Origin of the sequence: Cohnella rhizosphaerae (genome assembly GCF_029525575.1) — a bacterium.
GTDB classification, from domain to species: domain Bacteria; phylum Bacillota; class Bacilli; order Paenibacillales; family Paenibacillaceae; genus Cohnella; species Cohnella rhizosphaerae.
The window spans coordinates 471,636-485,975 of record NZ_JAPDIA010000008.1 but is presented as its reverse complement, the minus strand read 5'-3'; the positions used below and the strand labels follow the sequence as shown (position 1 = coordinate 485,975).

Annotated in this window: 12 protein-coding genes and 3 pseudogenes; 1 reads left to right on the top strand and 14 read right to left on the bottom strand. The window is 63.2% G+C overall.

Going from position 1 to position 14,340, the window contains the following annotated elements; translation table 11 throughout:
• Nucleotides 1-30: 30 nt before the first annotated feature.
• The 3 genes from OMP40_RS25570 to OMP40_RS25560 form a co-directional block, all read right to left on the bottom strand.
• Nucleotides 31-903, bottom strand: coding sequence for a DegV family protein (locus tag OMP40_RS25570; protein ID WP_277535598.1), 873 nt, complete (start codon nt 901-903; stop codon nt 31-33).
• Nucleotides 904-922: 19 nt separating this feature from the next.
• Nucleotides 923-2,752: a DAK2 domain-containing protein gene (locus tag OMP40_RS25565; protein WP_277535596.1), complete on the bottom strand. Its 1,830-nt coding sequence runs from the start codon at nt 2,750-2,752 to the stop codon at nt 923-925.
• A gap of 108 nt (nt 2,753-2,860) precedes the next feature.
• Nucleotides 2,861-3,220, bottom strand: a complete 360-nt coding sequence (locus OMP40_RS25560; protein ID WP_277535594.1) for an Asp23/Gls24 family envelope stress response protein — start codon at nt 3,218-3,220, stop codon at nt 2,861-2,863.
• A gap of 184 nt (nt 3,221-3,404) precedes the next feature.
• Between OMP40_RS25560 and rpmB the strand changes: the two genes are divergently transcribed.
• The gene (gene rpmB / locus OMP40_RS25555; RefSeq protein WP_090115426.1) at nt 3,405-3,593 is read left to right on the top strand and encodes a 50S ribosomal protein L28; all 189 of its coding nucleotides are present in this window, start codon (nt 3,405-3,407) and stop codon (nt 3,591-3,593) included.
• Nucleotides 3,594-3,878: 285 nt separating this feature from the next.
• On the opposite strand, the gene spoVM is transcribed toward rpmB, so the two are convergent.
• From spoVM to def, 11 genes and pseudogenes are all read right to left on the bottom strand, one after another.
• The gene (spoVM, locus tag OMP40_RS25550) at nt 3,879-3,959 is read right to left on the bottom strand and encodes a stage V sporulation protein SpoVM (RefSeq protein ID WP_040711006.1); all 81 of its coding nucleotides are present in this window, start codon (nt 3,957-3,959) and stop codon (nt 3,879-3,881) included.
• A gap of 155 nt (nt 3,960-4,114) precedes the next feature.
• Nucleotides 4,115-4,762 carry a ribulose-phosphate 3-epimerase gene (gene rpe, locus OMP40_RS25545; RefSeq protein ID WP_277535590.1) on the bottom strand — a complete coding sequence of 216 codons (648 nt, stop codon included), beginning with the start codon at nt 4,760-4,762 and terminating at the stop codon, nt 4,115-4,117.
• Nucleotides 4,763-4,765: 3 nt separating this feature from the next.
• Nucleotides 4,766-5,713 carry a ribosome small subunit-dependent GTPase A gene (gene rsgA / locus OMP40_RS25540; protein WP_277535589.1) on the bottom strand — a complete coding sequence of 316 codons (948 nt, stop codon included), beginning with the start codon at nt 5,711-5,713 and terminating at the stop codon, nt 4,766-4,768.
• 3 nt (nt 5,714-5,716) lie between these two features.
• Nucleotides 5,717-6,235 (bottom strand): hypothetical protein, encoded by a 519-nt coding sequence (locus OMP40_RS43205; RefSeq protein ID WP_277538214.1) that lies wholly within the window; start codon nt 6,233-6,235, stop codon nt 5,717-5,719.
• Between the two features lie 21 nt (nt 6,236-6,256).
• Nucleotides 6,257-6,481: pseudogene (locus OMP40_RS43200) on the bottom strand (PASTA domain-containing protein); the annotation flags it as partial.
• Between the two features lie 94 nt (nt 6,482-6,575).
• Nucleotides 6,576-7,862 (bottom strand): annotated as a pseudogene (gene pknB / locus OMP40_RS43195) (Stk1 family PASTA domain-containing Ser/Thr kinase); the annotation flags it as partial.
• Between the two features lie 65 nt (nt 7,863-7,927).
• Nucleotides 7,928-8,695, bottom strand: coding sequence for a Stp1/IreP family PP2C-type Ser/Thr phosphatase (locus tag OMP40_RS25520; protein WP_277538028.1), 768 nt, complete (start codon nt 8,693-8,695; stop codon nt 7,928-7,930).
• Nucleotides 8,696-8,700: 5 nt separating this feature from the next.
• A pseudogene (rlmN, locus tag OMP40_RS25515) lies at nt 8,701-9,744 on the bottom strand (23S rRNA (adenine(2503)-C(2))-methyltransferase RlmN); the annotation flags it as partial.
• Between the two features lie 233 nt (nt 9,745-9,977).
• Complete coding sequence (gene rsmB / locus OMP40_RS25510; protein ID WP_277535587.1) at nt 9,978-11,309, bottom strand: 16S rRNA (cytosine(967)-C(5))-methyltransferase RsmB; 1,332 nt, start codon at nt 11,307-11,309, stop codon at nt 9,978-9,980.
• 1,530 nt (nt 11,310-12,839) lie between these two features.
• A complete protein-coding gene (gene fmt, locus OMP40_RS25505) occupies nt 12,840-13,796 on the bottom strand; it encodes a methionyl-tRNA formyltransferase (RefSeq protein WP_277538027.1) in 957 nt (318 codons plus the stop codon).
• Between the two features lie 6 nt (nt 13,797-13,802).
• Nucleotides 13,803-14,294 carry a peptide deformylase gene (gene def, locus OMP40_RS25500; RefSeq protein ID WP_277535585.1) on the bottom strand — a complete coding sequence of 164 codons (492 nt, stop codon included), beginning with the start codon at nt 14,292-14,294 and terminating at the stop codon, nt 13,803-13,805.
• Nucleotides 14,295-14,340: the final 46 nt, after the last annotated feature.

The window sequence follows — 14,340 nt, the reverse complement described above, 5'->3', positions numbered from 1 at the left end:
CGAATCGCGCCGCAGGCGGGACGGTCGTCCTTAGACGACATGCCCCGAGCCTGCGGGAAATACGAACAAGCCTGCCGTGCCGGGTCCGGCATGGGTGCCGATCACCGATCCGATCTCCGAGCGGTGAAAGCCGGCGATCTTGAAGCGCGCCCGGAGCGCTTCGACGAGATCGTCCGCCGCTCCCACCTCCCCGGGCGTATCGACCACGGCGAGATCGATCGCCGCGCCCGGGCCGAAGTCGGACTCCAGCAGCTCGACGATCCGCGCGACCGCTCGCTTTTGTCCCCGGACCTTGTCGATCGGGAAAATCACGCCGTCGTCGCCGATCGTCAGGATCGGCTTAATGTTCAGCAGCGTGCCGAAGATCGCCGCCGCCTTGCCGATCCGGCCGCCCTTTTGCAAATATTCGAGCGTGCTCACGAGGAAGTATAGCTTCATCTCGCCGCGCAGCCGCAGCACCTCCGCCTCGACCTCTTCCCGGGAAGCGCCCCGCGCGGCCGCTTCGGCGGCGGCGACGACCAGCGCGCCGTAGCCGTAAGAAGCCGATCTCGAGTCGATGACGGTCACCCTGCTGTCGTCGTCCAGCATCGACCTTGCAATCGTCGCGGACTGATAAGTCCCGCTCATCGCCGAGGACAGGTGGACCGACACGACCGAACTGCCCTCGGCGATGAGCCGTTCATACACCTCGAGGAACTGCGCCGGCGAGGGCTGCGAGGTCGTAGGCAGCGCATTCGCGTTCTTCAGCTTGTCGTAAAATTGAGCGGGCAAAAGCCTCACGTTGTCCAGGTAGCTCTCTTCGCCGAAAATGACGCGCAGCGGCACCATCTCGATGCCGAGCCGCTCCCGCGTCGCCAGCGGGATATCGGACGTGCTGTCCGTTACCAAAACAACTTTGCTCATCGTAGCCACCCCCCCGCGCCTAATCCGACTTCTCCACCATGATGAGGTAAGGATATACATTCTGTCCGCCCTCGTGCCGTTCCACTTCCGCATCCGGATAAGCCTCGCCAAGCCAGGAGACGAGTCCCGCGGTATCGGCTTCCTCGGCGCCTTCGCCGGACAACAGCATCACCGTCTCGTCGCCGCTCGCGAGCATCCGCGCAAGCAAGCCTCTCGCGGCGGCCGCCACCGTCTCCTCCGAGGCGACGATCTGTTTGTCCAATATGCCGATATACTCGCCGCCGCGAATGTCGATGCCGTCCATGACCGTATCCCGGACGGCGCGGGTGACCGAACCTGTCAGCACGCGGTCGATCGCCCGCAGCATGCGGTCCTCGTTGACCGACGCCGGCTGCTCCTCCTGGAACGCAAGCATCGCCGCCAATCCCTGCGGAATGCTGCGCGTCGGCACGACCGTAACGGGACGGTCGACCAGCTCCTGCGCCTGCTTCGCCGCCAACAGAATGTTCGCGTTGTTCGGGAGGACGAAAATATGATCCGCCGCGAGCGAGGAGATCGCCTGCACCAGGTCCTCCGTGCTCGGATTCATGCTCTGGCCGCCCGAGATGATCGCGTCGACGCCGAGACTGCGGAACAGCTCGTCGTTGCCGGCGCCTACGCTGACCGCGACGACGCCGTAGTCCGCCATCTCGAAGGCGACGGGATGCGCCGGCTCGACGTCCTGCGATGCCGCTTCCGCCGCTCTCAGCTCCGGCATATCCGGAATGCCCGACGCAGCTTCGAGTCCCATCGGATCGGCCGTCTCGCCAGCGGGCTCCGCGCCCGAATCCGGATGCAGCAGTTCGCGGTGCTGATCCCGCATGTTCAAAATATGAAGGTTTGTCAATTCGCCGTACGCGACCGCCGCGTTCAGCACGTCTCCCGGACGTCGGGAATGCACGTGAACCTTCACGACGTCCCCGTCGGCGATCAGAATGATCGAATCTCCGTCCCGCTCGAGCGCTCTGCGGAAGGACGCTTCGGAAAAGGCGGTGCGCCCCTGCAGGCGAATGAAAAACTCCATATCGTACGGAAACTGGATGGACGCGGTCGCGATTCTCGCCTGGGCCGGCGACGCCTGAGTCGCGGCGGCCGCCGCATGCTGCGCCGGGACGGGCGAAGACGAGGCAGGGACGACCGGCGCGTATGCCTTCCAGCCGCTCCCGTACGTGTCCGAAACGCCGCCGCGCAGTTCCGCGTTCAGGTACTGAACGAAGCCTTCATAAATACAGACGAGCCCCTGCCCTCCGGAATCGACGACGCCGACCTGCTTGAGCACCGGCAGCATATCCGGCGTCCGGGCCAGCGTCTCGGCCGCTTTGTCATGCACCTCGCCCATCCATTCGGCGATGTCCTCGGTGCGCCTCGCGATCGATTCGCCGTGCTTCGCCGCTTCGCGGGCGACGGTCAGAATCGTACCCTCGACGGGCTTGACCACCGCTTTGTAAGCGGTATCAACTCCTTGCCTTAAGGCGGCTGCGAACAGCGGCACGGTGATCTCCCGCTGGCCGGCGACCGCGCGGGCGAACCCGCGGAACAGCTGCGACAAAATAACGCCCGAATTGCCGCGCGCGCCCATCAGCAGCCCCTTCGACAGCACTTCCGCAGCGCGGCCGATGTCGGCCGAAGGTTTATTTTTCAATTCGGCCACGCCGGCCGTCATCGTTAAGTTCATATTGGTCCCCGTATCCCCGTCCGGAACGGGAAATACGTTCAGCGCGTTGATCAGCTCCGCCTGCTGCGAGAGTCGCTCCGCGCCGGCCAGCACCATGGCCGTCCAGTCGCTTCCGTTCAAAAGCCTCGTAGTCAATGAAAATTCCCCTTTTCGAAGGCGCGACGCCGGCCTCTCCGGCAGGAGAGCCCGGCAAGCCAAGGTGAGATCGGATAATCGCGCAAGTGGTTACGATCCGGTCTTCGCCTAGCGAATGACGCGCACGCCCTGAACGAAAATGTTCAGACGGTCCACGGCAATCCCGACGACTTCCTCCAGCACGTACTTGACTTTGGATTGGATGTTGTGGGCAACCTCCGAGATCTTCGTGCCGTAGCTCACGATCACGTACAGATCCAGATGAAGCTCTTCCCCTTCGCGGCGCACTTCGACGCCCCGCGCGAGATTCTCGCGGCCGAGCAGCTCGGCGATCCCGTCCTTTAATTGCTTCCTGGAGGCCATACCGACGAGGCCGTAGCAGTCGAGCGCCGCCGAACCCGCGATGACGGCGATGACCTGGTCGGCCACGTCGATTTTGCCGTTTTCCGTCGATAGCTGCATAGACATGGCCACACGCTCCTTTGGCGGTTCTCGAACGCCGTCCGCGATAGACGGCTCCATGGGTGAACCTTTTCCCATTGTACTATAAAAAAGATTCGGTTTGAAGTCAGCCGGTGACATTGCAAGCCGACTGGGCCTGTGTTATGATAGGAAAAGTGTGTGCAAGGTCTGGTCAGGGAGGTGGATTTACATGGCTCGCAAATGTTATATTACGGGGAAGAAGCCGGCTTCCGGCAACAACGTTTCCCACGCCAACAATCATAACAAACGCTCTTGGGGCGTCAACGTGCAGAAGGTTCGCATCTTGGTGAACGGCAAGCCGAAGCGCGTATACGTCAGCACTCGCGCCCTGAAGTCCGGCAAAGTCGTTCGCGTATAAGCAACTGCCCGTTCGCCCCGGCGGACGACAGCCCATGGCAAAAGCACCTGGACATCCAGGTGCTTTTTGTTTTACCGCGCCTTCCTCGCTGCGCTTCGGAGGGCTCGCTTTAATCGTTCATCGTCAATGCGCGCCGCGAAAGCGCATGTCGCCCGGAGCGTCCGGCCGCAGCCGGCGCAGGGCGCCGCTAGAACATCCCGGATCGCCCGCCTATGGCGGGGCTGCCCGTACCGGGGACGGGTACACGAGCCTTGCAAGGCCGCGGGATCCATCACCCGGGAGGCATCAGCTTTTCTGAAACGTATTCAGGATCGCTTTGACGAATCCGCCCAAAAACTTCGGCAGCTTGATGGTGTAAAACTTCATCGTTCCCACCCCTCCTCCGGTCCGATGCGTTGCCCGCGGCCCTACGGGCCTTGCATGGGGCGGCGCAGCGCCCGAAGGCGCGCGCTGTTGATAAATGTGTATGCGCGCGCGGAGTTGTCCTATTCCTGGGGCAAAAGGAAAGGGACCGACCGGAGTCAGTCCCTGAGCGATGCGATGGCCGCGGCGCGATCCGCGTGCCCGAACACGTAATTGCCGGCGACGAGCACGTCCGCGCCTGCCTCGCGCACAAGCTTGGACGTCTCGGCGTTGATGCCGCCGTCCACCTGGATGTGGACGTCTCCCCGTCCGCGCGCGACGAGCGTCTGCCGAAGCTGCTTGATCTTGGGCAGCATGCCATGGATGAAGGACTGTCCGCCGAAGCCCGGATTGACGGTCATGATGAGGACCAGCTCGACGTCGTCAAGGACGTAGTCGAGCACGGACAGCGGCGTATGCGGGTTAAGCGCGACGCCCGCCCCTTTCCCGAGCTCGCGAATCGCGTGCACGGTCCGGTGCAGATGCGTGCTCGCTTCGGCATGCACCGTGATCCGGTCCGCGCCGGCCGCGGCGACGTCCGCGAGCAGCCGGTCCGGCGTTTCGACCATCAGATGCGCGTCGAACGTCAATGCCGTGCAGGAGCGGATCGCCGCGACGACCGGCGGTCCGAAGGTCAGGTTCGGAACGTACTGTCCGTCCATAATGTCGATGTGAATCCAGTCCGCGCCGGCGACTTCCGCCGCACGAACCTCCTCGCCGAGCCGAGCGAAGTCGGCCGACAGGATCGATGGTGCGATGATGGCCATGTGCTAGTACCTCCGCGGTTTATCTTTCCATTCATTCATGAATTCCTTGTAGTGGCGGTACCTGCTCTCCGCGATGCCTCCCGCCTCCAGCTCGGCCAGCACGGCGCAGCCCGGTTCGTGGGTGTGCGTGCAGCCCCTGAACTTGCAGCCCTGCGCCAGCTCCCTGAACTCCCGGAAGCACGAGCCGATCTCGTCGATGCCGAGCTCCTGAAAATCCAGCTGGCTGAATCCCGGCGTATCCGCGACGAACCCGCCGCTCGGCAGTTCGACAAGCTCCACGTGCCGCGTCGTATGCTTGCCGCGGCCGAGCTTTTCGCTGATCTCGTTCGTCTCCATCGCAAGACCCGGCACGAGCGCATTGAGAAGCGAAGACTTGCCGACGCCCGACTGGCCCGCGAACACGCTGACATGATCGGCCAGCAGTCCGCGCAGCTCTTCAAGGCCCGTACCCTGGCGCGCGCTGACGGCAAGCACCGGGTAGCCGATGCCTTCGTAAAGCGCCACCGCGTCGTCGATATCGCGTCCGATTCGCCCTGCGTCGTCGGATCGCTCGGCCGCGTCGAGCTTGGTCAGCACGATGAGCGCGTCCAGTCCCGCATGCTCGATATGAACGAGAAACTTGTCGAGCAGCTGCAGGTTAAGCTCGGGCCGAATGACGGAGAACACGAGCACCGCAAGATCCGCGTTCGCCACGGGCGGCCGGACAAGCTCCGATGTCCTTGGCAGGATCCCGTTTACGGCGCCTTCTCCGTTTTCCGTTTCCTCATAAACGACTCTGTCTCCGACAAGCGGAGATTGTCCGCGTTTTTTGAAGATGCCGCGCGCCCTGCATTGAATCGTCGTATCGAGTTCGTCATCGACCACGTAATAATAGCCGCTAAGCGCCTTGACGATGATGCCTTCGCGCTCTTTCGATGTCGGACGCGCTGCGTCGTTGCCTTTGTTTTTCATCGGTTAGCCGCGTCCTTTGTCGATTTCCTCGCTCTTGGCCTTGTCTTTATTCGGGCCTTTTCCTTTATCTTTTCCGTTAGCCGCGCCAACAGATGCATTCTCGTTGCCGGGGCCGTCTCCAGGAGGCGTCGCGCCATCGTCGGTCGGCTGTTCGATCGTCCCGTCCGCCGGCGTATCGGCCGGCGGCGTCGGCGTCTCCTCGGGCGGCGTCGGCGTAGGATCCGGCGTCTGCTCCACGTCCGCGTAAGGCACCTTGATCCGGTCGAGGAACTGATCGTCGCGATACACCGTAATCTGGCCTTCCTTGTCAGGCGACAGAACGAGGTTGATCGGGAACGTCTGCGACGTCTTGATCTTCTTCGTACCCCACTCGCTATCGCCCCGCGCGTCGGTCAGCAAAATCTTGATCGTGCTCGTCTTACCCTCGACGGCCGGAGATACCGTGACGTTCCAGGTTTTTTCCTTGGCGTCCGCCGGATAGCCGCTGCTGATCCAGATCGTCACTTCCGTTCCCGGCGTCACGAGCTCGTTCTGCTCGGCGGGGAACTGCTTGAACACCTTGCCCTTGGTCGTGTAGCTCGGCTCCTGCAGCACCTTGTCGTTCGGCAGCGACAGATTGCTCTTGGTGAGCTCCGCCCGCGCCTCGGACAAGGACATGCCGATCAGATTCGGCATCGGGAACGACTCGGGACCCTTGCTGACGTTGAGGGTGATCGTATCCTTTTCCGGATCGTATGTGCCGCCCGGAGCCGGCGACTGGCTGAGCACCGTGCCCGCGGGCACCTCGTCGTCGAACTTCTCGACTTTTTCGATGTTGTCGGCCTTGGCCCCCCTGCGCCTTCAGCGCCTCGACGGCGTCGTCGTACAGCTTGCCCGTATAGTCGTCGAGCGTCGGCAATTCCTTGCCCAGACTGACCGTCAGCGTGATGAGCGACCCGCTCTTGACCGGCATGTCCTGCTTGCTCTGCCTGATGACGATATCTTTGTCCACCGTATCGCTCGGCTCGTACAGGACCGGATCCGCGACCTTGAGTCCGGCCTTCTCCAGCTCCGCTGTCGCAGCTTCGAGCGTCTTGTTCACGACCGTCGGCACCTGCACGTCAGGGGAAACGAGCTGTCCCTTCAGCGCGAAAATGGCCCAGATGAGGATCGCGATCAGAATGGCGGCGATGACGCCGAATACGGTGGGCAGCACCCACTTTTTGCGTTTGCGCTTCTCGGGCGCGCCGCCGGCCGTCCGCTCGTCCTCCGACCGCCCGTTTTTTCTTGCGCCCTTGCCGGCGAGCGTCTCCTCGGCGGAGGAGCGCATCTCCGGACGAATCGCCGGAATGACGCGCGTCTGCTCCTCCTCGTCCGCGTCGCTCGGAAAGCGCACCTTCGGCTCGTTCAGCCGCTGGGGCTGCAGGCAGGTCGCCAGGTCGTCGAGCATATCCTGCGCCGAGGCATAGCGCTCGAGCGGATTTTTGCGCATCGACCGCAGGATCACGTTTTCCACGCTTTGCGGAATCGATTGATTCACGAGGCGAGGGTCCTCGAACGGCTCCTGCAGATGCTTGAGCGCGACGCTGATCGGGCTCTCCCCGAGAAAAGGAAGCCTGCCAGTCAACATCTGGTACAGCACGATGCCGAGCGAATAAATGTCCGACTTTTCGCCGGTGGCCACGCCTTTGGCGTGCTCGGGCGAAAAATAATGGACCGAGCCGACGACGGAGCCGGTCTGCGTAATCGTCGACGACGTCGCGGCGCGCGCGATGCCGAAGTCCGTCACCTTCACCCGGCCGTTCGATCCGATCAGAATGTTGTGCGGCTTGATGTCGCGATGAATGATCTGGTTGTGATGCGCGTGGTCCAGCGCGTCGCATATCTGCGACGCAATGCGGACGGCCTCGCCCACCTCCAGCGGCGCCCGCTCGCGGATGATCTCGTTTAGGTTCGCGCCGTCGATATATTCCATAACGATGTAATGGGTGTCCTCTTCCTGGCCCACATCGTAGATGCTCACGATATTCGGGTGGGACAGCGCGGCCGCCGACTGGGCTTCGCGCCGAAAGCGGCGCACGAACTCGTCGTCGTGCATGAACTGCTGCCTGAGCACCTTGACCGCGACGAACCGGTTCAGCAGGATGTCGCGGGCTTTGTAGACGAGCGCCATGCCCCCGCCGCCCACGCGGCCGAGCAGCTCGTATCTGCCTCCGAGCAAATGTCCGATCGTGCTCATGGCGTCCCTCCATCCCGCGTCACGGTCTCCGCCTCGTATTCGATGAGGGCGACCGTCACGTTGTCGTCGCCGCCGGCGGTAAGCGCCAGCGCGATGAGACGGTCGGCGCGTTGATCCAGGGTGACGCCTTCGGTATTCATCGTATCGAGTATGAGTGCCTTGTCGACCAGGGCGCTTAAGCCGTCGCTGCAAATCAAAAGGCGATCGCCCGGCAGCATGTCGATCCGCTGCAGGTCGACCGACACGTCCGCGTCGGTGCCGAGCGCGCGCGTAAGTACGTTGCGCCGGGGGTGGTTCGCCGCCTCCTCCCGGCTGAGCTGGCCCGACCGGGCGAGCTCGTTGACGAGCGTATGGTCGTCCGTCAACTGCTCGATGGCGCCGCCTCGGACCCGATAGGCGCGGCTGTCGCCGATATGGCCGATCAGCCCCTCCCGCTCGTCAAGGAGAGCAACGACGACCGTCGTGCCCATATTATGATATTGCGGCTTCGTCGAGGCGGCTTCGAATACGGCTGCGTTCGCCGCGAGCACGATCGCCTTGAGCTTTTCTTCCGCCTCGATGGCAGAGACGACGCCTTCCCATGCGGACAGCGACTTCGACAGACTGTCGATCGCCAGCGTGCTGGCAACGTCGCCCGCATTGTGCCCGCCCATGCCGTCGGCCACCGCGGCGGCCGTCAGCCCGCCGGGCGTCGTGCCGACCCAAGCCCTGTCTTCGTTCAGTTGCCTGACTCGTCCGATATGACTCCGTACAGCGGTCTTCAACCCCGTCACCTCGCCTGCTTCTCCATATGCTTCGCCCGCAGCTGGCCGCATGCCGCCGCGATATCGTGCCCCTGCTCCCTGCGGATGGTCGCATTGATGTTCCTTCGCTCCAGGATGCGGTGAAATTCGAAAATATCGTCGCGCGGCGTGCGGACGTAATCCCGTTCGGGCACGTAATTGACGGGAATCAGGTTCACGTGGCACAGCATGCCCTGCAGCACCTCGGCCAGCTGCTCCGCATGCTCGGGGCGATCGTTGACGCTGCCGATCAGCGCGTACTCGAACGTGATGCGGCGCCCCGTTTTTTCGATATAGTACTTGCAGGCGTTCATCACTTCCTCGAATGGATACCGCCTGTTGACCGGCATGAGCTTCGAGCGGAGCTCGTCGTTCGGCGCGTGAATGGAGATCGCCAGATTGATCTGCGTATTCTCGTCCGCGAACTTCAAAATGTTCGGCACGATGCCGCTCGTCGATACGGTAATATGGCGCTGTCCGATGTTCAGCCCCTTCGGATGGGTCATCGTCCGCAGGAACGTCATTGTCGGCTCGTAGTTCTCGAACGGTTCGCCCGAACCCATGATGACGATGCTCGATACGCGTTCGCCTTCCGGATCGAGCAGCTGCTGCGCCTTGACCACCTGCGCGATGATCTCGCCGGCGGTCAGGTTGCGCTTCAGGCCGCCCAGCGTCGAGGCGCAGAACGTGCAGCCGATCCGGCAGCCGACCTGCGTCGTCACGCAGACGCTGTTGCCGTAATTGTGCCGCATGATAACCGTCTCGATCGCGTGGTTGTCGGCCAGGCCGAACAGGAATTTGACCGTCCCGTCCTTCGATTGAAGCTTGGTGATCTCGGTCAGCGTGACGAAGTTGAAGCCGTCCGCGAGCTTCTCCCGCAGCGCCTTCGGCAGGTTCGTCATCTCCTCGAACGTGCTTACCCGCTTCACGTAAAGCCAGTCATAGATCTGCCCGGCGCGAAAAGCCGGCTCTCCCGCGGACTTCACCCAGTCCTGGAGCCGGTCCAGCGTATAATCGTAAATAAAAGGTTTCCCGTCGGCGGGAACGTAATCTTTATTTTTTTAATCCAATCAAGGATAGTCACCACCATTCGCTCTATTTTACCATAAACGCCGCCTTCGCAGTAGAAGGCGGCCGATTGCGCCGCATGGGAGCCGTTGCCGCGGCTCGTGCGCGATTGTTGCCGAAGTGCCGAAGACGCTCGCATCTAAAAAGATAAGGGACGCGGTTAGGAGGTCGAAGCCGTATCGGGAAACGCAGGCCGTCAATCCGCCCGTGCCAGCCGCGCGATGAAAAAGCCGTCGCTGCCGAAATGCTGAGGCAGCAGCTGGGCCATGCCTGCGAAATCGCCGTCCACGACGCCGGCGTCGCGAAGCGGCGCAAGCGTCTCTTCGGGCCATGCCGGATCGAGCCGGAAGTCCGGATGCGCGTTCAGAAAGTCGCGCACCGCCTCCTCGTTCTCCTCCGGCGCGATCGTACACGTGCTGTACACGAGCCGGCCGCCCGGCTTCACCATGCGCGAAGCGGATTCGAGCAGCCTTCGCTGCAGCGACGCGAGGCTTGCGATATCGTCCGCCGACTTGTTCCACTTGATCTCCGGCTTGCGCCGGATGACGCCTAGTCCCGAGCACGGCGCATCGAGAAGCACGACGTCCATCGAGCCGGGCGCGATACGCTCGGGGAGCGAGAGCGCATCCGACACGGTCGTGACGACGTTCGGCAGGCCGAGCCGTTCCGCCTGTTCCCGGATGAGCGCTTCCTTGTGCGGATGCACGTCGTTGGCGGTCACGCGGCCTTCGCCTGCCATCCGCTCCGCCATATGGGCGGCCTTGCCGCCGGGCGCGGCGCAGCAGTCCAGCACGTTCATGCCGGGCTGCGGATCGCAGACGGCGGCCACGAGCATCGAGCTCTCGTCCTGCACCGACAGGCGGCCGGACGCGTACCAGGGCGTCTGCGCCAGGCTGCCGGCGCGCGCCGCCACGATGCCGTCGGGCGACAGCTTCGACGGCTCGGCGTAGACGCCCGCGCTCGCGAGCTCCGCGAGCAGCGCGTCGCGCGTGCCACGCAGCCGGTTCGCGCGCACGGACATGTGCGGCGGCTCGTTGCCCGCCGCCATGAGCGCCTCGGCGCCGCCTTCGCCGTAGGCGGCGACCCATCGCTCGGCCAGCCACAGCGGATAGCTGTGGGCGAGCGAGAGCCGCTCGGCCGGCGGCAGCCCGGCCGGCAGGGGTGGCGTCACGCCCTGGCGCAGCAGGGCGCGCAGCGTGCCGTTCACGAGGCCGGCGATGCCGCCGTGGCCGCGCTTTTTCGCGATGCGCACGGCTTCGTCGGTGACGGCGTGCGCCGGCACGCGGTCGAGCCAGCGCAGCTGGTAGTAGCTTAGGCGCAGCAGGCAGCGGACCCATGGCTCGACCTTGTTCGGCCAGCCCTTGACGCGGGCCGCCAGGACGTGATCGATCGTCAGCCGGCGCTGGATCGTGCCGTAGACGAGCTCGGTCGCGAGCGCCGCGTCCGGGCGGGACAGGCCGGCATCGGTCAGCACCCGATTAAGCTCCAGGCCGCTGAAGGCGCCTTGCTCTTCCACGCGCAGCAGCACCCGCAGCGCCACCTCGCGCGCGGTCTGCGGCTTGCGCAGCGGCGGAGGCGAAGGCTGGCCCGCAGCGGGCGGGCGCCGGCCTTGCTGCTGTCCGGAGCGTTGTGCAGACCGCGTCGCTGCGCCGGACTTTGGCGCTGCCGCCGACCTTGACGCTGCGGCGGACTTTGGCGCTCCAGCGGTCCTTGACGCTGCGCTGGACCTTGGCACTCCAGGGGTCCTTGACGCTGCGCCGGACCTTGGCACTCCAGGGGTCCTTGACGCTGCGGCGGACTGCGGCGTTCCAGCGGACCGCGCGGCCGCGGACCGTGGCGCTGCGGTGGACTTTCGCGCCTCAGCGGACCTTGACGCTGCAGCGGACTGCGGCGTTCCCTCGGACCGTGGCGAGGATGTCGATCGTCCTGCGGAGTTAAAATATTGCGAACGGCCCTGCCCTCCGCGATTTGGCGCTCCGCCGCCCACTCCCCCGCGCGCCAGACGGCCTGCCCCCAGCGCCTGCCGTTTTCCCGTTTTCCCGGTTGGAGGACGCCGTCTTCGGCGGTTGATTCGGATTTATCGGTTGACTCATTTTCACACCTCTTTAATCCGCTCCCTAGCGGGAGCTCGAGCGAGCAGACGGACGCGCGATACTGCCTATTTCTAGCATGCCCGCTCGCGCCGCTCTCTTTTCATGCATTCAAATATAGCACAAAGTACGCAAAGGTTCATATGAATAGGCATATTATTGCATTTATGAGGCGGTATGGATTAAGTTTGCTGCGGGTGGCGGGAAAATGACGAAGTCGCGTGGAGGAAATCGAAATGATTGTTAGCAAGAATGCCATAGTCCTTTCGAAAGACGTCGCATCGACACGAAGGTTTTGATTCCAATATGAGGACCCTACCTGCAAAACGCCGCACGCCTCGGACTGATCTGTTTCTAACCGAGACCATTATAGCTGAGGCGGATATTACGTCAACCAGCTTGTTCCTATCCGAGACCAACACGACGTAAGCGCGTAGAACCCAGACTGATTTGTTCCTATCTAAGACTAACTCGACATTAGCCCGCAGTACCCAGACTTCATTAGATCCTATCCGAGACTAGGACAACATAAGCCCGCAGTACACAGACTGATTTGTTCCTATCCGAGACCAATACGACATTAGCGCGCAGAACCGGTACTCATTTGTTCCTATCTAAGACTAACTCGACATTAGCCCGCAGAACATGGACTCACTTGTTCCTATCCAAGACCAAATCGATATAAGCTCGCAGTACCCCGACCGATTAGCTCCTATCCAAGACCAACGCGATATTAGCGCGCAGAACCCCGACTCATTTGTTCCTACCCAAGAACATCGCTGCAAAAGCGCGCGCGCTCAGCTTGATCTGTTCCCAACCGGAACCATTCAAGCAAAACGACGCCGCCCTCGGACCGATTGGTTTCTAACGGAGACTTACCGAGCGACGAAAACCACTGGCCCTTCTTGCTTTGTTGCTAAACAAGACGCACGCCGCCGTTCACAAACACTAAAAAAAACGACGCCCGGTTAACCGAGCGTCGTTCCCGGAGCCAGCCTGGCCCCACGCGCGTAATCCGCGGCCGACAGCCGCTTCTTGCCCGCCGGCTGCACCTCCGTCAGCACGACGCTGCCGTCGCCGGAGCGAACGCGGATGCCGAAGGCGCCGCTATCCAGAACGGTGCCCGGCGCGGCAGCCTGCCAATCCGCCTTAAGCTTAAAGTCCGCCTCCGTAGGCACGGCGATGCCCCATACCTTGAACACCTCGCCGCCGAGTATCGTGAACGCGCCCGCCATCGGAGACAAGCCCCGCACGCGGTCGAACAGCTGCCGCGACGAGGCGCCGAAGTCGAGCCGCTCGTCGTCGCGCGTCAGATTCGGCGCGTAGGTCGACAAAGCGTCGTCCTGCGGCTCGCGCGGCGCATCTCCCGCGATGAGTCGCGGCAGCCACTCGCCTAGCAGCTCGGCGCCGGCGACGCTAAGCTTGTCGAACATCGTGCCGGACGTGTCGGCGTCGGTGATCGGCAGCTCGACGCGGGCGATCATATCGCCCGTATCGAGACCTTCGGCCATGAACATCAGCGTGACGCCGGTCGACTTTTCTCCGTCGATGACCGAGCGCTGGATCGGCGCCCCGCCGCGGTAGCGCGGCAGGAGCGAACCGTGCACGTTCACGCAGCCGAGCCGCGGGATGTCGAGCAGCGACTTGGGCAGAATTTGCCCGTACGCCGCGGTAACGATCAGGTCGGGCGCCAGCTCGCGCACCGCCTCGACCGCTTCCGGCGCGCGCATGCGCTCCGGCTGCAGCACCGGCAGCCCATGCTCCAGCGCGAACGCCTTCACCGGCGGCGGCGTGAGCTCGCGCTTGCGCCCCTTCGGCCGGTCCGGCTGGGAGACGACGGCGACGATCCGAACGTCGTCGCGCGCGAGCAGGAGCCGCAGGGAAGGCACGGCGAATTCCGGCGTTCCCATGAATACGATCCGGATCATGCCTTACGCCTCGCCCTCTTCTGCAGGCTCGGGGGCGCGGCGCTCGTAGATCGATTCGGCAAGGTCGATGAACAGGACGCCGTTCAGATGATCGATCTCGTGCAGGAAAGCTCTTGCGAGCAGCTCCGTTCCCTCGAACGCCACCGGGTTGCCGTTGCGGTCCTGTCCCTTGACCTTGACCTTGAGAGGACGGCGCACGTCGCCCTGGAGCCCCGGGATGCTGAGGCAGCCCTCCGGTCCGAACTGCTCGCCCTCCGAAGAGACGACCTCCGGATTGACAAGCTCGATCAGGCCGTGCTCCTCGTCCGCGTCTACCACGATCACGCGCTTGGAGACGCCCACCTGCGGCGCCGCCAGACCGACCCCGTCGGCATCGTACATCGTGTCCGCCATATCGTCGAGCAGCTTGTGCAGATTGGCGTTAAACTTCGTCACTTCCTGCGCTCTCTCGCGCAGCACGTCATCAGGGTGCTTCACGATCAATCGGATCGCCATGCCATCCCCACCTTTCAGTCTATATCTAGTATAAAATGCCGGTAAT

What these genes read in the sequence shown, in the direction of transcription:
- OMP40_RS25570 (WP_277535598.1), bottom strand. Translation starts at nt 903, where the DNA reads ATGAGCAAAGTTGTTTTGGTAACGGACAGCACGTCCGATATCCCGCTG.
- OMP40_RS25560 (WP_277535594.1), bottom strand. Translation starts at nt 3,220, where the DNA reads ATGTCTATGCAGCTATCGACGGAAAACGGCAAAATCGACGTGGCCGAC.
- rpmB (WP_090115426.1), top strand. Translation starts at nt 3,405, where the DNA reads ATGGCTCGCAAATGTTATATTACGGGGAAGAAGCCGGCTTCCGGCAAC.
- spoVM (WP_040711006.1), bottom strand. Translation starts at nt 3,959, where the DNA reads ATGAAGTTTTACACCATCAAGCTGCCGAAGTTTTTGGGCGGATTCGTC.
- rpe (WP_277535590.1), bottom strand. Translation starts at nt 4,762, where the DNA reads ATGGCCATCATCGCACCATCGATCCTGTCGGCCGACTTCGCTCGGCTC.
- rsgA (WP_277535589.1), bottom strand. Translation starts at nt 5,713, where the DNA reads ATGAAAAACAAAGGCAACGACGCAGCGCGTCCGACATCGAAAGAGCGC.
- def (WP_277535585.1), bottom strand. Translation starts at nt 14,294, where the DNA reads ATGGCGATCCGATTGATCGTGAAGCACCCTGATGACGTGCTGCGCGAG.